The 17,352-nt window shown below is 60.4% G+C and carries 16 protein-coding genes; 10 read left to right on the top strand and 6 right to left on the bottom strand.

Features of this window, described 5'->3' with window-relative positions:
- Positions 1-5: 5 nt before the first annotated feature.
- The 3 genes from L7A15_RS04675 (at position 6) to L7A15_RS04665 (ending at position 2,837) form a co-directional block, all read left to right on the top strand.
- Entirely contained in the window at positions 6-1,223 is a 1,218-nt protein-coding gene (locus L7A15_RS04675) for an acetylornithine transaminase (protein WP_237189132.1), read from the top strand.
- Between the two features lie 123 nt (positions 1,224-1,346).
- On the top strand, positions 1,347-2,300 hold the full coding sequence (gene argF / locus L7A15_RS04670) for an ornithine carbamoyltransferase (protein ID WP_237189133.1): 954 nt from the start codon (positions 1,347-1,349) through the stop codon (positions 2,298-2,300).
- 57 nt (positions 2,301-2,357) lie between these two features.
- Positions 2,358-2,837: an arginine repressor gene (locus L7A15_RS04665; RefSeq protein WP_237189134.1), complete on the top strand. Its 480-nt coding sequence runs from the start codon at positions 2,358-2,360 to the stop codon at positions 2,835-2,837.
- Between the two features lie 130 nt (positions 2,838-2,967).
- On the opposite strand, the gene L7A15_RS04660 is transcribed toward L7A15_RS04665, so the two are convergent.
- On the bottom strand, positions 2,968-3,366 hold the full coding sequence (locus tag L7A15_RS04660; protein WP_237189135.1) for an ankyrin repeat domain-containing protein: 399 nt from the start codon (positions 3,364-3,366) through the stop codon (positions 2,968-2,970).
- Between the two features lie 155 nt (positions 3,367-3,521).
- Here L7A15_RS04660 and L7A15_RS04655 point away from each other — a divergent pair, with 155 nt between their 5' ends.
- A complete protein-coding gene (locus L7A15_RS04655) occupies positions 3,522-5,084 on the top strand; it encodes an AMP-binding protein (RefSeq protein ID WP_237189136.1) in 1,563 nt (520 codons plus the stop codon).
- Positions 5,085-5,225: 141 nt separating this feature from the next.
- On the opposite strand, the gene L7A15_RS04650 is transcribed toward L7A15_RS04655, so the two are convergent.
- The 5 genes from L7A15_RS04650 to L7A15_RS04630 all read right to left on the bottom strand — a co-directional run bounded on the left by L7A15_RS04650 (position 5,226) and on the right by L7A15_RS04630 (position 10,865).
- Positions 5,226-6,467, bottom strand: coding sequence for a glycerate kinase (locus L7A15_RS04650; RefSeq protein WP_237189137.1), 1,242 nt, complete (start codon positions 6,465-6,467; stop codon positions 5,226-5,228).
- 144 nt (positions 6,468-6,611) lie between these two features.
- Positions 6,612-8,129, bottom strand: a complete 1,518-nt coding sequence (locus L7A15_RS04645) for an SLC13 family permease (protein WP_237208289.1) — start codon at positions 8,127-8,129, stop codon at positions 6,612-6,614.
- Positions 8,126-8,788, bottom strand: a complete 663-nt coding sequence (locus L7A15_RS04640) for a response regulator transcription factor (RefSeq protein WP_237189139.1) — start codon at positions 8,786-8,788, stop codon at positions 8,126-8,128. The genes L7A15_RS04645 and L7A15_RS04640 overlap by 4 nt, the downstream gene beginning before the upstream one ends.
- 27 nt (positions 8,789-8,815) lie before the next feature.
- Positions 8,816-10,351: a HAMP domain-containing sensor histidine kinase gene (locus L7A15_RS04635; RefSeq protein ID WP_237189140.1), complete on the bottom strand. Its 1,536-nt coding sequence runs from the start codon at positions 10,349-10,351 to the stop codon at positions 8,816-8,818.
- Positions 10,344-10,865, bottom strand: coding sequence for a hypothetical protein (locus L7A15_RS04630; RefSeq protein WP_237208290.1), 522 nt, complete (start codon positions 10,863-10,865; stop codon positions 10,344-10,346). Before L7A15_RS04630 ends, L7A15_RS04635 begins: the two co-directional genes overlap by 8 nt.
- 222 nt (positions 10,866-11,087) lie before the next feature.
- On the opposite strand from L7A15_RS04630, the gene L7A15_RS04625 reads away from it, so the two are divergent.
- The 6 genes from L7A15_RS04625 (at position 11,088) to L7A15_RS04600 (ending at position 17,352) form a co-directional block, all read left to right on the top strand.
- A complete protein-coding gene (locus L7A15_RS04625; RefSeq protein WP_237208291.1) occupies positions 11,088-12,290 on the top strand; it encodes an argininosuccinate synthase in 1,203 nt (400 codons plus the stop codon).
- A 120-nt stretch (positions 12,291-12,410) separates the two neighbouring features.
- Positions 12,411-13,853 carry an argininosuccinate lyase gene (gene argH / locus L7A15_RS04620; RefSeq protein ID WP_237208292.1) on the top strand — a complete coding sequence of 481 codons (1,443 nt, stop codon included), beginning with the start codon at positions 12,411-12,413 and terminating at the stop codon, positions 13,851-13,853.
- 9 nt (positions 13,854-13,862) lie between these two features.
- Complete coding sequence (locus L7A15_RS04615; RefSeq protein ID WP_237208293.1) at positions 13,863-14,414, top strand: adenine phosphoribosyltransferase; 552 nt, start codon at positions 13,863-13,865, stop codon at positions 14,412-14,414.
- Positions 14,415-15,348: 934 nt separating this feature from the next.
- Positions 15,349-16,392, top strand: coding sequence for a hypothetical protein (locus L7A15_RS04610; RefSeq protein ID WP_237208294.1), 1,044 nt, complete (start codon positions 15,349-15,351; stop codon positions 16,390-16,392).
- 9 nt (positions 16,393-16,401) lie between these two features.
- Positions 16,402-16,824: a DUF4870 domain-containing protein gene (locus tag L7A15_RS04605; RefSeq protein WP_237208295.1), complete on the top strand. Its 423-nt coding sequence runs from the start codon at positions 16,402-16,404 to the stop codon at positions 16,822-16,824.
- 273 nt (positions 16,825-17,097) lie between these two features.
- Entirely contained in the window at positions 17,098-17,352 is a 255-nt protein-coding gene (locus L7A15_RS04600; RefSeq protein ID WP_237208296.1) for a type II toxin-antitoxin system Phd/YefM family antitoxin, read from the top strand.

Genomic DNA, 17,352 nt, shown 5'->3' with positions numbered 1-17,352 from the left:
CCACCATGACCCAAGAAACTCTTCTGGCCGACTACCGGCATGACCTGCTCGGCGTTTTTGGTGACCCCAGCCTCGTTTTGGTTGAGGGGCAGGGTTCCCGCGTGACCGACGCCAACGGGAAGGTCTACCTGGATTTGCTGGGCGGTATTGCCGTCAATGCCCTGGGCCATGCCCACCCGGCCTGGGTGCAGGCCGTGAGCGACCAGGCCGCTACCCTGGCCCACGTCTCTAACTTTTTCACCACCCCGCAGCAGATTTCCCTGGCCCAGCGGCTCCTACGCTACCTGGGTACTGATGAGGGTCGTGTCTTCTTCTGTAACTCCGGTACCGAGGCCAATGAGGCCGCCTACAAGCTGGCCCGCCGCCACGGCAACCTCACGGGCAAGGGCACTATCCTGGCCCTGGATCACGGCTTCCACGGCCGCACCATCGGGGCCCTGTCCCTGACCTGGAAGCCCGCCTACCGCCAGCCCTTTGAACCTTTGCCTACCGGTATCAAGCACATCCCGGCCACCCTCGAAGCCCTGGAAGAAAACCTGACCGACGACGTCGCTGCCCTCATCATCGAACCTATCCAGGGGGAGGCGGGCGTCCTGCCCCTGCCCGAGGGCTACCTGACCCGCGCCCGCGACCTCACCCGCGCCCGCGGGGCCCTGCTGATCGTGGACGAGGTCCAGACCGGCATGGGCCGCACCGGCCGCTGGTACGAGCACTCCCGCGAACTCACCGGCGAGGCCCTGCCCGACGCCATCACCCTGGCTAAGGGCCTGGGCGGCGGCTTCCCCATCGGGGCCATGATTGTGGTGGGCGACGAGAACGCCACCACCCTCGAAGCCGGTATGCACGGCACCACCTTCGGCGGCAACCCCCTGGCCACCGCCGCAGCCAGCGCCACCCTGGACGTCCTTGAAACTGAGGGCCTGCTGGCCGCCGCAACCGAGCGGGGGGCCACCTTCCGAGCCGCCATCGAGCAGGTCGAAGGCGTGGAGGCAACCCGTGGGGCAGGCCTGCTGATTGGGATCGTCCTTGAAACTGATACGACGGACGGCGGCGCCCCCCTGGCACCTGCCTTTGTGGTAGTTGCCCGCACGGCAGGCTTCATCGTCAACGCCCCCGACGCCCGCACCGTCCGCCTGGCCCCGGCCCTCACCATCACTGACGCCGAACTAGCCGAGTTCACCGCCGCCTTCCCCCAGATCCTGGCCGAGGCCCGAAAGAACTAGAGACGAAGCCACCCCAACCTGCCGGGTAAACCTACACCCTATACACAAACTGCATAAATATCAGAAACTATGCATATAATTGAAGTTCAGCGGCCACCCCGGCCCAAACACCAAGGAGACATCGTGGTCCGTCACTTCCTCAAAGACACCGACCTCACCCCCGCCGAACAGGCCCAGGTCCTAGAACTCGCAGCAGCCATGAAAGCAGACCGCTACGGCTTCAAACCCCTAGCAGGCCCGCAGACCGTCGCCGTCCTCTTCGACAAGACCTCAACCCGCACCCGCTTTTCCTTCCACGCCGGAATCGCAGACCTCGGCGGCAACCCCCTGATCGTCAACCCCGGCGAAGCCCAACTCGGCCACAAGGAATCCGTCTCAGACACCGCCCAGGTCATCTCCCGCATGGTCTCCGCCATCGTCTGGCGAACCTACGCCCAGGCAGGCCTAGAAGAAATGGCCGAAAACTCCCGCGTCCCCGTCATCAACGCCCTCTCCGACGACTACCACCCCTGCCAAATCCTGGCCGACCTACAAACCATCCAGGAACACAAGGGCCAGCTTGCAGGCCTCACCATGGTCTACCTGGGCGACGCCGCCAACAACATGGCCAACTCCTACCTGCTGGGCGGCGCTACCGCAGGTATGCATGTGCGCGTCGCAGGGCCCGCAGACTACCTGCCCGCCGACTCCGTCGTCGTCGAAGCCCAGCAGCGGGCAGCCGAAACCGGCGGCTCCATCCTCGTCACCACAGACCCCGCCCAAGCCCTCGCAGGCGCCGACGTCGTCATCACCGACACCTGGATCTCCATGGGCCAAGAAGACGAAAAAGAAGCCCGCGCAGAAGTCTTCACACCCTACACCGTCAACGCCGACGCCATGGCCCAGGCAGCCCCCGACGCCATCTTCCTCCACTGCCTACCCGCCTACCGAGGCTACGAGGTCACCGCCGACGTCATCGACGGCCCCCAATCCGTCGTCTTCGACGAAGCCGAAAACCGCCTCCACGCCCAAAAGGCCCTGCTCACCTTCCTCCTGGTGGAATCCGGCCTCGCCACCGACGCCCGCACCGCCCTCTAAGCCCAGACCCCTACGAACCACACCACCTACCCACCCCTGTCTACCTGAAAGAACAGAATGGCTATTCCATCAACAAAGACCGCACGACAGGCCCGCATCATTGAGGTCCTGCAAACCCACCGGGTGCGCTCGCAGGCTGAGTTGGCCCAGATTCTGACCGACGACGGACTGAAGGTGACCCAGGCAACCCTGTCCCGGGACCTGGTGGAGATCGGGGCGGAGCGGGTGCGCGACGAGAAATCGGGGCTGATTTATGCGGTGCCGAACCACCCGGTGCGCCGCAGCTCCCAGGACGGCCCGGACGCCCGCCTAGTCTCCCTCTTCAAGGAACTGCTGGTGACGGCTGAAGCCTCAGCCAACCTGGTCATTTTGCGGACGCCCCCCGGTGCGGCCCAGTTCCTGGCCTCAGCGATTGACCAGGCCGGGATCGAGCCGATTCTAGGTTCAATTGCCGGGGATGACACCGTCATGGTGATTACCCGCGACCCCGTCGGCGGGCAGGACGTCGCCAACCTCTTCCTGGAATGGGCCGCCTAGGCGGTGCCAGGTGAGTAGTTCAGCCTAGAACAGCGCAGAGCCCCCGGTCTTCATGGTGAAGACCGGGGGCTCTGCTACTACCTCAGTGTGCGGGTGCAGGTCTGCTGGCCTGGCGTGGCCTAGTGCCGGGTTAGGCGTCGAAGAGTTGTTTCATCTCGTCGAGGTTGAAGAATTCTGCCACTTCTGCGGGGGTTTGGACGCCGAGGGTTTCGTCAGCTCCTGCGTCGAGCAGGAGGCGGGCGATGGGGAGGTTGTTGCGGAAGGCGGCGCAGACGAGGGCGGTTTGGCCTCGTTCGTTGAGGCGGTCGAGGTCGGCTCCTTCGTTGATGAGGAGCTGGACGAGGTCGATGTGCTCGTGGTAGGCAGCCAGGATGAGGAGGGTGTCGCCCTTGCCGTTGGTGAGGTCGACGGGGACGCCCTGGTCAAACAGGGATTTGAGGGCTACGGGCTTGTTGTCCCGGGCCAGGTCAAAGACGGAGTTGAGGAACTCGATCTCCTGTTCGCTGAGGCCGGTTTGTGCTTCTGTCATACCTTCACTTTCTCAGAGAGTGGGGGTTTTCTGCAAGCTTGTGGGGGCTGTGAGTGGGGTGGGCGGCCTTATTTGGACTGGGCGTTGAGCGTGGTGGGTGTGACCTGTATGGCAGAATGGGCTGAGTTGTTCCCTGTGACGAAAGGCTGTGTGCGTTGGTTCTTGCTTCTGGTGATCGTGATGGTTCTGCGAATCTTGCGGCCCTGTTGGCTGCCCGGGCTGAGGATGATTCTGTGGCCTTGACCTGGGTGGGGGGTGAGTTGAGTTACCGGCAGGTGGTTGAGCTGACAGGGTCTGCCCGGGTGTGGTTGGCAGAGCGTGGGGTGGGCCCGGGGGACCGGGTTGCCCTGGCCTTGCCGAATGTTCCGGCTATGGTGGCCCTGTATTTTGCGACCCTGTCTTTGGGGGCGGTGGCTGTGCCTTTGCACCCTTTGTTGGCTGCCCGTGAGGTGGCTTTTCAGGTTCAGGACGCTGGTGCCCTCCTGCTGGTGGCTGGGGCGGGGACGCGCGTGGCTGAGGAGTCTGACCAGGTGGCTGAGGCGGTAGGGGAGGGCACCTGCTTGGAGGTTCTGGCCCTGGAACCTGACTTTGGGCCTGCCCCTGTTGAGGGGTGGCAACCGTCCCCGGTGGCGCCGTCCGACCCCGCTGTTCTGCTCTATACCTCGGGCACGACCGGGGCCCCTAAGGGCGCTACCTTGACCCACGCGAATATGCTCTCAAACGCTACGACCTGCGTGGATGTTTTTGGTTTTACCTCTAGCGACGTGATTTTTGGGGGCCTGCCCCTTTTTCATGCCTTTGGGCAGACGGTGTCGATGAATGCGGTGGTGGCTGCGGGGGCAGCGATTGCCCTGCTGCCCCGGTTTTCTCCGGGTGGGGCAGCCCAGCTGTGCGCGAGTGCCGGGGTGACGGTACTGGCGGCTGTACCGACCATGTATAGTGCCCTGGCCGCCCACCTGGCCACGGATCCTGCCGTGGCGGGGCAGCTGCGGGGGGCGATTCGTTTTGGTATCTCGGGCGGGGCTGCCCTGCCGGCGTCGGTTCACGCGGAGATTGAGAAGCTCGTGGCTTTCCCCATCTATGAGGGTTATGGCCTGAGTGAGACTGCACCGGTGGTGAGCTTCAACCAGGCGGAGTTCGGCCTGGTCATTGGGTCTGTGGGCAGGGCCCTGCCCGGGGTCCAGGTGCAGGTGCGTGATAAGGACGGCACCGCCCTGCCTGCCGGGGAGCCGGGCCAGCTGTGGGTCAAGGGACCCAATGTCATGGCTGGTTACTGGGGTAACCCGGAGGCCACCGCCGCCGTCATGGACGGCGACTGGTTCGCCACCGGCGACGTCGCCCGCCTGGATTCTGAGGGCAATATCTTTATCGTGGACCGGCTCAAGGACATGATTCTGCGGAACGGTAACAGTGTTTACCCGCGTGAGATTGAGGACGTTCTCTACACCCATGAGGGGGTCCGTTTAGCTGCTGTGGTGGGCCAGCCCTCAGAGTCTGTGGGTGAAGAGGTTGTTGCTGTGGTCGTGCCCCGCGAGGAGCTGGACGAGGAGGGCCGGGCCGGGCTGCTGGCGTCCTTAGATGCCCTGGCCCGTCAGAACCTGGCAGCCTATAAGTACCCCCGCCGGTATGTGCTCAGAAGTGAGCTGCCCTTGGGGCCCACCGGCAAGATCCTCAAGCGGGTTTTGGCTGATGAACTGGCTGAAAACCCAGCCAACTAACCCAGCTCTCTCACCCCGAATCTAACCGGCCTGCCGTCCGTAACGAAAGTACGTAAGCCCCTGCCTCCCATCAGATGCTCAAGATGGTGGAAGGCAGGGGCTTACTGGTTGAGGGGGAGCCGTGGCGCCGGGGCCGCCGGGTTAGGCGACCTGGCCCATGGCGCGGCGGGTGACCATGTTGGCGCTCAGGGAGGCGCCGAGCAGGATCATGCGGAAGGTGCGTTCGGCGGAGTCGGTGAGCAGTTCTTCACCGTTGACGAGGGCGTCTTCCAGGTCCATGGGGAGGGGGATGATGGAGGCGTAGGCGTCGATACCGGCTTCGTGGACCTTGTAGGCTTTCTTGCCGATGGAGCCTGCCAGGGCGAGGACGGGGGCCCCGGTGCCCTGGGCGCGGGAGGCGATTTCGGCAGGTACCTTGCCCTTGGGGGTCTGGAAGTCGATGGCGCCTTCAGCGGTGACGATGAGGTCGGCGTGGGCGATTTCTTCGTTGAGGTTGATGCCTGCTAGTCCGGAGTCGATGAGGGCTTCGAAGCGGGGGGTGAGTTCTGCCCCGATGAAGGCCATGCCTGCGCCGAGGCCGCCGGAGGCGCCGGTACCTGCGCCGGTGTGGAAGTCGATGGATCCGGGGGTGCCGGTCATTTCTGCGTGGGTGACGGCGAGCAGGTCGGCCCAGTGGGTGAGGGCGGCGTCGAGCTGTTCGACCTGTTCGGGGGTTGCGCCCTTTTGGGGGCCGAAGATGCGGGCGACGCCCTTGGGACCGGTGAGGATGTTGTGCTGGTTGAGGGCCAGGACGATGCGGGTCTCAGCCAGGCGGGGGTGCAGGCCGCTGTAGTCGATGGTGGCAGCTTCGGTCAGGTGGGCGCCGCCGAGGGGGATTTCCTGGCCGTCGGCGTTGAGGATTCGGGCGCCGAGGGCGGAGAGGGCACCGGCGCCGCCGTCGGAGGTACCGGAGTCGCCGCAGCCGACGAGGACGGTGTGGACGGCGGGGTTGTCGAGGGCGGCTGCGATGAGCTGGCCGACGCCGTAGGTGGTGGTTTCTGCGGGGTTACGCAGGTCGGTGGGGACGAGGGAGAGGCCGGCTGCTGCTGCCATTTCGACGACGGCGACGCCTTCCTGCCCGCCGCCGAGCAGGGCGTAGTGGGAGCGGACTTCTTGGCCTACGGGGCCGGTGACGGTGGTGTGGATGATTCGGCCGCCGGTGGAGCCTGCCAGCATTTTGGCGGTGCCTTCGCCGCCGTCGGGGATGGGCATGGTGATGGTGTTGACGCCGGGGATGACGCGGCGGATTCCGGCTGCGATGGCGTCGGCGACGACGTCTGCTTCGAGGGAGCCCTTGAAGCCGGAGGGGGCGATGAGGATGCGCTGGGGGATGGTCATGGACATGGTGTTTCTCCTTTGGGGTTGGTGGGCGCTTCCGGTGTGTGGGTTCTGCCAGCCGGTTTGGGGCCGGTTTTTGGGTGCAGAAAGGGAAGCTAGTGTCCTGTTTGGGTGAGGATGCCCGGTGTTTGGGTTGGTTGACGTGAAGTTTTAGAGGTAGAGGGGCAGGCCCATTGCTGGCCAGATGTAGAAGGCGAATCCGGCGATGAGGGCTGAGTGCAGCGGGGCGAGCCAGATGCTGAGTTTGAGGAGGTCAGCTGAGGTGTAGGTGGTGTGCCCGTCGATGGAGGCGAAGAGGGCAACCGGCTTGGCGCTGGAGGTGAGGGTGTGGCAGAAGCCTGCTGCTGCGGTTGAGATGAAGGCTGCTGCGACGGGGTTGACGCCCAGGGGGATCGCTGCGGTGATGATCAGGGGGACGAGCACGGCTGAGCGGGCGCTGCGGGACTGGATGACCAGATGGGCGACGGTGGAGAGGGCAATGACGAGCAGGACGAAGGCTGCTGCACCGCCGCGTCCCATCCCTGAGACCGGGGCGAAGATCGCTTCGGCCAGCCAGGTGGCGGCACCTGAGTCTGAGAGGGCGGTGCCGATGGCCAGGGTGGTGGCCATGAAGACCAGCATGGGCCAGGGGGCTTTTTTGAGGGCGGGGCCGAGTTTGACGGCTCCGAAGACGGGGGCTGAAGCTGCCAGGGCGCCGAGGACGGCGACGATGACGGGGTCCAGGCCGTGGAAGGATTCGGTGCACCAGAGGGCGATGGCGATGGCCAGGGTGAGGGTGATGTTCTTTTCAGCCTGGGTGAGGGAGCCTCGTACGGGGGTGGATCCTTCGGTTTCGAAGTCGGCCAGGGTGATGTGGATTCGCTTGTCGTCGCCGTCGCGGGTGGGGAAGAGGATGAAGACCAGTTCGGTGACGAGCAGGGAGGCTGCGAGGCCGAGGCCGGAGCCGAGGACCATCCATTCGAGGAAGCCGATGGTTTCGAGGCCGTAGGCTGCGAGGATTTCAGCGGTGACGAGGTGGGCGCCTGCGCCGATGAAGGAGGCGACGGCTGAGACGAGGATGGTGGAGGGGGCCAGGATCCCGAGGGCCTTGATGAGTTTGGTGCGTTCGGGCATGGCTTCTGCCATGGCCTGGTAGATGGGCAGGGCCAGGGCGGCGCGGCCGGAGGGGGAGGGCACCAGGTAGACGGTGAGGAAGAGGGCTAGGTTGTAGAGGTGGGCGAGCTGGCGGGGGGTGCGGGCTAGGGCGACGAGGCGGGCGGTGAGGCGTCGGGTGAGGCCTGAGGCGGTGAGGGCCTGGGCCATGACGACGGCTGCGACGAGGAGCCAGACGGCGCTGGTGCCGAAGGAGGCGGTGAACTGGTCGGTGGTGATGATTCCGGTCAGGACCAGGGCGACCGCTGCTGCCAGGGAGACGTAGGTGTCTGAGAGGGGGGAGAAGACCCAGGCCCAGATGGCGAGGATGAAGATCGCTAGGGTGAGGGCTCCTTCGAGGGTGAGGGATTCACTGGTGATTCCGGTGTAGCCTGTTCCTGCGATGAGGAGGACGGCGACGAAGAAGGAGATGAGGAGCTTGTTGGTGATGAAGCTGGGCTTGGTGACGGGGCGCTCGTCGAAGAGGGCGGGCGCTTCTGCCGTGGGGGCGGTGGAGGTGTAAAGAATTTTCATCATACGAATCGGTATCCTGCCCCTCGGACGGTGACGATGTAGTCGTCGCCGATTTTCTTGCGGAGGGCGCGTATATAGACGTCTACGATGTTGGAGCTGGGGTCGAAGTCCATGCCCCAGACCTGGCCGAGGAGTTGTTCGCGGGAGAGCACCTGGTTTTTGTGGCGCATGAAGGTTTCGAGGAGGGCGAACTCGCGGCTGGTGAGTTCGGCGCTGGTGCCTGCGACGGTGACTTGGCGGGAGAGGACGTTGAGGGTGAGGTCGCGGTGGGAGAGGGTGCTGGCTGAGGTTTCTTCGCGGTTGGTGTCAAGTAGGCGCAGGCGGATGCGGGCGAGGAGTTCAGCGAACTGGAAGGGCTTGGTCATGTAGTCGTTGGCTCCGTTTTCGAGTCCTTCGAGGGTGTCTGAGACGGAGTCGCGGGCGGTGAGCATGATGATGGGGGTGGTGATGCCGTCGGCGCGGAGGGATTTCATGATGGTGAAGCCGTCCATGGAGGGCAGGCCGACGTCGAGGATGATGAGGTCGAAGTCGCTGACTTTGGCGAGGGCGTAGGCGCTGCGGCCGTCGTCGATGAGGGTGGAGGTGTAGCCTGCTGACTTGAGGCCCTTGACGATGAAGGATGAGATGCGGGGATCGTCTTCAACGATGAGGATATGGCTCATGGTGGTTGTCTTTCTGGTGGGCGCCAGCTAGGCGGTGAAGGTGTTGACTTCGGTGTCGATTTTGGGGTTGGTGTTGCCTTCGGGGGCGGGGACGGTGAGGCCGAAGATGGAGCCGTTTTCGTCGTCGGGTTGGGCGATCCAGACGGAGCCGTTGTGGGCTTCTGCAATGGATCGGACGATGGCCAGGCCGAGTCCTGCTCCGATGGAGTGTTTGGTGGCGGTGGCCGGGTTCTTCTTGTTGTTGCGTTTGAAGCGTTCGAAGAGGGTGGCTGCATCTTCTGGGGAGACTCCGGGGCCTCGGTCGCGGACCCAGAGGTTGAGGACGCGGTTGTCGCCGGTTCCGTCGAAGGCGGATCCGAGGGAGATGGTGGTTCCTTCGGGGGAGTACTGGGCGGCGTTGGCGCAGAGTTGAACGAGGGCTTGGGTGATGCGCTGCTCGTCGAGGTTGGCTTCGCCTTCTGCGATTTCGGAGATGGCCCAGTGGTGGTTGGTGAAGGCTTGGACCTTGGAGTCGAGGGTGATCATGAGGTCGGCGACGTCGACGGGGTGGGGGGAGACGAAGTCGGGGCGTTCTGATTTTGCGAGGGTGAGCAGGTCTGAGACGATGCGGGCCATGCGTTCGAGTTCGTCGTCGACGAGCATGAGGGTTTGGTTTTGTTCCTCGGTGCGTTCCATGAGTTCGAGGTGGCCGCGCACGATGGTGATGGGGGTGCGGAGTTCGTGGCTCACATCGTCCATGAACTGGCGTTCGATCATGGCTGATTCTTCCAATCGGTCGAGCATCTGGTTGAAGGTGTGTCCCATGGCTGCTACGTCGTCGTCGCCTTTTACGTGGACGCGGCCGCTGAAGTTTTTGTCGTTGATTTCTTGGGCGACGGTTCGCAGGCTGCGGATGGGTTTGGTGATGCGGCTTGCGACGATCCAGGCGATGAGGACGCTGAGAATGACTCCACCAACTCCTACCCAGATCATGGTGATCATGGTGTGTTGGGCGGCTTCGAGTTCTGGCTGGATGAATTCGACGACGATGAGGTTGCCGGTTTGGGTGCCGGCGTCAGTGTTGAGTGTGATGTCTACCTTGCCCCAGTGGATGGGGCCGGCGGGGGTTTGCTCAATGCCGGAGGTGTTTGGGTTTTGGGTGATTGAGGCGAGTAGTTCGGTGTCTTGGTCGGGGTGGTAGCTCTGGTCGTGGGCGTAAGTTTTTTCTTCGAGGCTGATGACCTGGGTGGGGGTGACGCCGATGATTTCTTCCCGGTAGCCGGTGGCTTGGCGGTTGATGAAGGAGGTGAGCATGGCGTCGAGGCCGGTGAAGGGTTGGGCGGTGGCTGGGTCGACGCCGATGTCTGAGAAGTTCCGGAATTCGGTGATTTCGGATTGGATGCTGGCGTCGGCGTTGGAGCCTACTTCGTTGATGAGGATTCCTCGGACGACGAAGATGAGGCCGGTGACGATGATGGTGACGATGAGGACCATCCAGGCGATGATTCGCAGGCGGACGGAGCCTGAGTATTGTTTGGGTGCTTTGCGTTTGGGGGCGCGGGGGGCGCTGGTTTTGTTAATCATCGCCGTCGTCGCCTCCGTCGTCCCAGCCGTCGTCGTCCCAGCCGTCGTCATCGCCGGGGGCTGGCGCGGGGGCCGGTGCCGGTGCTGGCGGGACGTAGACGGGGGCGGGTGCGGGTGCTACTTCGACGGGTGCGGGGGCAGGTGCGGGGGCTACTTCGACGGGGGCCGGAGCGGGTGCCGGGGCTACCTCGACGGGGGCCGGGGCGGGTTGCTCTACAGGAGCGGGTGCTGCTTCTTCTGCGGGGGGTGCTTCCTCTGCCGGGGCGGGTGCCGGTTCTTCAGCGGGTGCTTCGGTGGGCTCGGCGGGGGCCTCGGTAGTGGGGGCGTCGCTGGGCTCGGCGGTGGTTGCTTCGCTGGTGGGGGTGGCTGATGTGGTGGGGGAGCTGGTGCGGTCAAGGACGATGGGTTCAACCTTGTCGCCGAGTTGGCCGCGGAAGCTCATCATGAGGGTGAGCAGGGCGACGACGGCGATAGCTGCACAGAGCAGGATTCCGAACATGTATTTCTTGAGCATGGTTCTAGTCTGTCAGCTGTGTTTAAAAGTTCTGTGAGTTTTCCATTAAGGTTTTTTCATGTTGGTGGTGGTGCTTACTTGAAGCGGGTTTTGCTTCGGGGGAAGATGAAGTATGTCGTGTGCCGACCAGACCGTTTTGCATAATTATGTTAGTCGGTGCATAATTATTGATAGACGTGCGGGTAACCCCCGCTCCCGCGTGAACCTATATCAAGGAGACCCATGAAAGAGCGCATCGTCCTGGCCTACTCAGGCGGCCTAGACACCTCAGTTGCTATCGGCTGGATCGGCGAAGCAACCGGAGCTGAAGTCATCGCAGTAGCGGTCGACGTAGGCCAGGGTGGCGAGGACCTTGAGACCATCCGCCAGCGAGCCCTCGACTGCGGCGCTGTAGAAGCCTACGTTGCAGACGCCCGCGATGAATTCGCAAGCGACTACTGCATGCCCGCCCTCAAGGCTAACGCCCTCTACATGGACGCCTACCCCCTGGTATCTGCAGTCTCCCGCCCCGTCATCACCAAGCACCTGGTAGCAGCCGCCAAGCAGTTCGGCGCCACCACCGTTGCCCACGGCTGCACCGGCAAGGGTAACGACCAGGTCCGTTTCGAGGTTGGTATTCAGACCCTGGGCCCCGACCTCAAGTGCATCGCCCCCGTGCGTGACCTGGCCCTGACCCGCGAGAAGGCTATCGACTACGCAGAGAAGAACAACCTGCCGATCGTCACCACCAAGAAGAACCCCTTCTCTATTGACCAGAACGTCTGGGGTCGCGCGGTTGAAACCGGCTTTCTGGAAGACATCTGGAACGCCCCCACCAAGGACGTCTACGACTACACCGACGATCCCACCTTCGCCCCGACCCCCGACACCGTCGTGATCTCCTTCAAGGAAGGTATCCCTGTAGCTATTGATGGCCAGGCTGTTACCCCGCTTGAGGCGATCGAGATCATGAACCGCCGCGCCGGTGCCCAGGGCATTGGCCGTATCGACATTGTCGAAGACCGCCTGGTTGGCATTAAGTCCCGCGAAATCTACGAGGCCCCCGGCGCTATGGCCCTCATGGCAGCCCACAAGGAACTCGAAAACGTCACCATTGAACGCGAGCAGGCCCGCTTCAAGAAGATGGTCGGCCAGCGCTGGACCGAACTGGTCTACGACGGCCAGTGGTTCTCCCCCCTGAAGAAGTCCCTGGACGCCTTCATCAACGACACCCAGAAGATGGTCAACGGCGATATCCGCATGGACCTGCACGGTGGCCGCGCCGTTGTGACCGGCCGCAAGTCAGAGACTTCCCTCTACGACTTCAACCTGGCCACCTACGATGAGGGTGACACCTTCGACCAGTCCATGGCCCGCGGCTTTATCGAAATTTTCGGTATGTCCTCCAAGGTCGCTTCAGCCCGCGACCAGCGCCTGGGCCTCTAAACCCAGCTGTGCCCCAGCCGCCCTACCGACCGCGTCCTTACCCCGCTGTGGGGTAAGGACGCCGGTGGGCGGCTTTTGCCGTATTCCGCCCGTTTTTCTCAACCCGCAAAGGTAAAACTTATGTCTGCTGATAAGCACGGTACTAACGACGGCGCCCTCTGGGGTGGCCGCTTCGCTGGTGGCCCTTCTGAGGCGCTTGCTGCCCTGTCTAAATCAACCCAGTTCGACTGGCGTCTAGCCCCCTACGATATCGCCGGTTCCCGCGCCCACGCCCGCGTCCTGGCTAAGGCCGGCCTGCTGACCGACGAGGAACTGACCGGCATGATTGCCGCCCTCGACCAGCTGGACGCCGACGTCCGCTCCGGCGCCTACACTCCGGCTGAGTCGGACGAGGACGTCCACGGCTCCCTCGAAAAGGGCCTGATTGAGCGGGCAGGGGCCGACCTCGGCGGTAAGCTCCGCGCTGGCCGCTCCCGCAACGACCAGATCGCAACCCTGGGCCGCATGTACCTGCGCGACCACGCCTCCATCATCGCCACCGGCGTCCTGGCCACCATCGACGCCCTCATCGCCCAGTCCGAGACCCACCCCTACGCCCCCATGCCCGGCCGCACCCACCTGCAGCACGCCCAGCCCGTCCTGCTCTCCCACCAGCTGCTAGCCCATGCCTGGGCGCTATCCCGCGACCTTGACCGCCTGATTGACTGGGACAAACGCGCCGCTGTCTCCCCCTATGGCTCCGGGGCGCTCGCGGGCTCTTCCCTGGGCCTGGATCCCGAAGCTGTAGCTGCTGACCTGGGCTTCAACTCCGCTACCCACAACTCCATTGACGGAACCGCTTCCCGCGACGTCTATGCGGAGTTCGCCTGGATTGCCGCCATGATCTCGGTGGACCTCTCCCGTATCTCCGAAGAGATTATTCTCTGGGCTACCAAGGAGTTCTCCTTCGTGACCCTGCACGATTCTTTCTCGACCGGCTCATCGATTATGCCGCAGAAGAAGAACCCCGATATCGCTGAACTTGCCCGCGGTAAAGCCGGCCGTCTGATTGGTGACCTCACTGGTCTGCTGGCAACCTTGAAGGCCCTGCCCCTGGCCTACAACCGCGATTTGCAGGAAGATAAGGAGCCGGTCTTTGATGCCATTGACCAGCTGGAGGTCCTGCTGCCCGCAGTCTCCGGCATGATTGCCACCCTCACCTTCAACACTGACCGTCTGGCTGAGCTGGCCCCCCAGGGTTTTGCCCTGGCGACGGACGTGGCCGAGTGGCTGGTGCGCGAGGGTGTGCCTTTCCGTGTGGCCCACGAACTGGCCGGTGAGGCTGTGCGCGTCTGCGAAGAGAAGGACTGCGAGCTGTGGGACCTGACCGACGAGGATTACCTGGCCATTTCCCCGGCCCTGCACGCTGGCGTCCGCGAGGTGCTCACCGTTGAGGGGTCGCTGAATTCTCGTAGCGCCCAGGGCGGCACTGCCCCGTCTGCTGTTGCAGCCCAGCTGGAGGTGCTTAAGAGTGAGCTAGAACCTGCTCGTGCTTTCGCAGCCCGCCCCCAGGTCATCAGCTAGGCTAAGAGCATGATTAAGCCCGTTGATTCTTCCCTGCCCCTTGAGAAGCAGATTCCTGCTGCCTGTGCGCAGATTCAGGACTACCCCAAGGAGGGCATCCTCTTCTACGACGTGACCACCCTCTTCGCTAATCCGCAGGTGTTCCGGGCGTCTATGGAGGAGCTTGCCCGCCGTTTCGAGGGCCAGTTTGATATTGTCGCTGGTGTTGAGGCGCGTGGCTTTTTGATGGCTTCGGCGATTGCCTACATTGCGGGTACCGGCGTCATGACGGTGCGTAAGGCTGGTAAGCTGCCGCGCGATACCTACATGAAGGAATACTCCCTGGAGTATGGCCAGGCTGCGATTGAGATCCATAAGGACGATATCCCGGCAGGTTCTCGTGTGCTGTTGGTGGACGACCTGCTGGCTACCGGCGGCACCCTGGAGGCAGCTACCCATTTGATGAAGATGGCTGACCTTGAGGTGGCTGGTATTGGTGTGCTCTTGGAGTTGGACGGCCTGGGTGGCCGCTCTGTTCTTGAGCCCCACCGCCTCGAGGCCCTGTCCCTGGTAGCTGAGTAGGTTCCTGCCTTTCTGCCTCATCTTTTCTGAGTCCGCACTGGTGGCCTGCCCGCCGGTGCGGATTTTTGTGTCCTTTTCTGCTGGCCATGCCCGTGAGGCCCTGCGTTTTCCCCTTGGATCTTTGGCGCAAACAGCGGGTTTGGTGGGCTTTTAAGATTCGCGGATGCGGGTCAGGGCAGGGGGTAGTAATGAGCGAGGAGGACGTTCTGTAGCGGTCCAGTTGGTGGAAAAGTTTCCGATTGTAGACTCGCTGGATTTTTTCTGAAAATATCCTTGCCAAAGTTGGGGGGGGGGGGGGGGTAATTTTGAATTATCACAAAAAATCGCACTGCCAATGGGCTGAACTATGAGGCTTATTGTATTCTTTGGAGGAACAATGCAGAATCATATTTCTTCTGTTGCTGGTGGTTTTGTCTCCACAACCCTTTTGAAAAGGTGCTGTTGAAAACTTGATGATATCGCCTGCGAAGATTATATTGTTGAGTTTAATAATAACGCCTCTCAGCTAGAGGAAACAATCAAATCGTTGACTGAAGAAAATGATTTCTTTGAATGCTTCCTCGGTTATGGTTGGTGGATTTTTATAATTGAATTCAAATATTACTGTGGCTTTTCAGAAGCTGAGTATGGTTTTGGGGAAACATGAAAAAAGCTGGCGTTTCAACCGATTGCTATGCTCAAATAATTAAAGTACGAGGGGTAACTTGTTATGAAACAATATAGGGCTTTATTGTCCACTGCTGTTGTTGCAGCGGTATTATTAACTTCATGTTCAGCTGGGGAATCTAATAATTCCAGCGCAGAATCAAGTTCTTCATCAACTAGCCTAGCCGCTACTTCCACTAATTCTCCGTCCAGTGGTTCGTCAACTGAAGGTACTGCGTCTCCATCTTCTACAGGAGCGAGTGGTGGCCAAACTGCTTCAAATGGGAATATGTCTAGCTTGCTGACTGCAGTAGAATCAGTGGAGAATCTTTCAAACGGGGCCGTGCGGAAATTTTCTGCGTCAGGGTCTATTACCGACTTTAATCAAAACCAGGTATTGATTCTAAATAATAAATCTTCTGTTTCGTATGTAGCAAAGGTTTCCTTGGATAGCGGCGCAGAAGAGCAGAAGATAGATATTTCTGATGCCGAAGTTCCAGAGGGATATCAGCTAATTCAGATATTAGACGCTGCGTTCGTTGGAGATTCCATCGTGCTGAGATACGAAGCAAATGAGGGTGCCGATAAATACAACTCGGGTGAACTTATCAACGCTGTTGCCCAGTTTTCTGCTGATGGTAAGCAGGTAGGAAAGACTATCTTTACTAGGGATAACCCGCTTTCACCTTCTTATGGTAATGCCCCATGGGTTGCAGGCGTCCCTGGGGAATCCATCGTTTTGACAGTTCCAACTGAGCTAAATTTCTCGGATGGGGCTGCGCAGGGAAACGTGGCAATCTTTGAAGGTGGTAAGGAACCTCGGTTGCAGACCCTTCAGGAACCTGAGTTTAGCCAGCCACACGGTTTGGTTGATGGAACTTTAGTAGCGCTTTCGAGCGAATCTCAGGTGCCAGGTATGGTTGCCTCAACTCAGGTTGGCGAAGATAGCTACATTACCTTAAAAAAGTTGACCCATTTTCTGGTAAATCAAGCTAACTATGCAGATCCATCGTCAGGGAGCGAATTGCCAATTCCTCGAAATCGTACTTCCTTGGCACAGCCAGATTATGTGAATGGATACTGGTGCGATCAAGCTGGCAAGGTTTATGACCTAACGACTGGTGAAAGCCTAGACTATGGCGATGTTGTATGTGACGCTGTTACAGAGGATGGAACGGTGCTAGGGCGTAAGGGTAGTAAATCTTTGCCAGTTATTATTACAAAAGATGGAACCATCATTGATTTGCCGTCAGAAATTCGTGGCGCAGGCTTTATAAGCTCTAAATACTTTATTAGTGGGTCAGAAATCTATCAGTATTCAATCGAAAAGTAGTTGAAACCTATGTCTGAACAAAATCAAAATAATTCATCTCAGTCACAGCCTAATCCCTATCAGCAGGCTCCTCAGTTTCAGGAGCCAGTGGTTGACGCCTTTGGAAATCAGATTCCTTTTGATGCTAAGTCAAGCGTATCAACCATGAACTACCTGTCAATTTTGTTTGGTATTATTCCGGCATTCTTTTACTGGCTTTCCAACAAGGATAAGCCTGGATACGGATTTGTGAGAGTTAGTGCTGCAAATACTTTCAACTTTGCTTTGCTTGTTGTGATCGTAAATACGGTACTTGTCTTCATCCCCTTTGTTGGATGGATATGTGCTCTCGGTTTCTGGATTTTTGCGATTACTCGCTATGTTAAGGCTGCCTCTGAGGCTAAGCGTGGCATGATTGCAACTTTTCCGATAAAGATTCCAGTATTGAGCTAGAAGCGCATACTGAGTTTCCCTGGCCTGGTTTTTTGTGAAACCAGGCCAGGCTATTTTTATGCCTTGTTTAGATATGCTGAGTTGTGCTCTTTTTTGATGCTTACTTGGAGCTTGCCTTGCGCAATCTTCACCGAAGCCTTGTGATGGGCTGTTGATTGTCCGCCCTCACGAGAGAACTGAGTGTCCGGTTCTGTGTGGTGTGCTGTCTATATGCTGAGTGCTCAAGATGACCTGCCAGTTGTACAATGGGTTGTACAAGAAAGGTTGTGCTGTATGAAAACTATGACGTACTCAGAATCCCGTGCCCGCTATGCAGAGGTTATGGAATCTGTTATCAATGACCGTGAGGAAGTGGTCATTACGAGGGTGGGGCATGATCCTGTTGTCATGCTGTCCTTGGAAGATTACGAGTCCCTTAAAGAAGCTGCTTATCTCACGCGCTCTCCCCAGAACGCTCGTCGAATTTCAGAGTCGATTGCACGGCTTAAGGCTGGGCTGGGGGAGGAGCATCAGCTGATTGAAGAGTAA

It is taken from the genome of Rothia nasimurium (assembly GCF_928391935.1).
GTDB classification, from domain to species: Bacteria; Actinomycetota; Actinomycetes; order Actinomycetales; family Micrococcaceae; genus Rothia; species Rothia nasimurium_D.
The sequence above is the reverse complement of the archived record's forward strand: the minus strand, read 5'-3'. Positions and strand labels throughout refer to the sequence as shown.

Excerpts from the sequence above, each read along its gene's own strand:
- L7A15_RS04605 (WP_237208295.1), top strand. The coding sequence starts at position 16,402 with ATGTCTGAACAAAATCAAAATAATTCATCTCAGTCACAGCCTAATCCC.
- L7A15_RS04630 (WP_237208290.1), bottom strand. The coding sequence starts at position 10,865 with ATGCTCAAGAAATACATGTTCGGAATCCTGCTCTGTGCAGCTATCGCC.
- L7A15_RS04665 (WP_237189134.1), top strand. The coding sequence starts at position 2,358 with ATGGCTATTCCATCAACAAAGACCGCACGACAGGCCCGCATCATTGAG.
- L7A15_RS04635 (WP_237189140.1), bottom strand. The coding sequence starts at position 10,351 with ATGATTAACAAAACCAGCGCCCCCCGCGCCCCCAAACGCAAAGCACCC.
- L7A15_RS04675 (WP_237189132.1), top strand. The coding sequence starts at position 6 with ATGACCCAAGAAACTCTTCTGGCCGACTACCGGCATGACCTGCTCGGC.
- L7A15_RS04625 (WP_237208291.1), top strand. The coding sequence starts at position 11,088 with ATGAAAGAGCGCATCGTCCTGGCCTACTCAGGCGGCCTAGACACCTCA.
- L7A15_RS04610 (WP_237208294.1), top strand. The coding sequence starts at position 15,349 with ATGTCTAGCTTGCTGACTGCAGTAGAATCAGTGGAGAATCTTTCAAAC.
- L7A15_RS04640 (WP_237189139.1), bottom strand. The coding sequence starts at position 8,788 with ATGAGCCATATCCTCATCGTTGAAGACGATCCCCGCATCTCATCCTTC.
- L7A15_RS04650 (WP_237189137.1), bottom strand. The coding sequence starts at position 6,467 with ATGTCCATGACCATCCCCCAGCGCATCCTCATCGCCCCCTCCGGCTTC.
- L7A15_RS04615 (WP_237208293.1), top strand. The coding sequence starts at position 13,863 with ATGATTAAGCCCGTTGATTCTTCCCTGCCCCTTGAGAAGCAGATTCCT.
- L7A15_RS04645 (WP_237208289.1), bottom strand. The coding sequence starts at position 8,129 with ATGATGAAAATTCTTTACACCTCCACCGCCCCCACGGCAGAAGCGCCC.
- L7A15_RS04660 (WP_237189135.1), bottom strand. The coding sequence starts at position 3,366 with ATGACAGAAGCACAAACCGGCCTCAGCGAACAGGAGATCGAGTTCCTC.
- argH (WP_237208292.1), top strand. The coding sequence starts at position 12,411 with ATGTCTGCTGATAAGCACGGTACTAACGACGGCGCCCTCTGGGGTGGC.
- L7A15_RS04600 (WP_237208296.1), top strand. The coding sequence starts at position 17,098 with ATGAAAACTATGACGTACTCAGAATCCCGTGCCCGCTATGCAGAGGTT.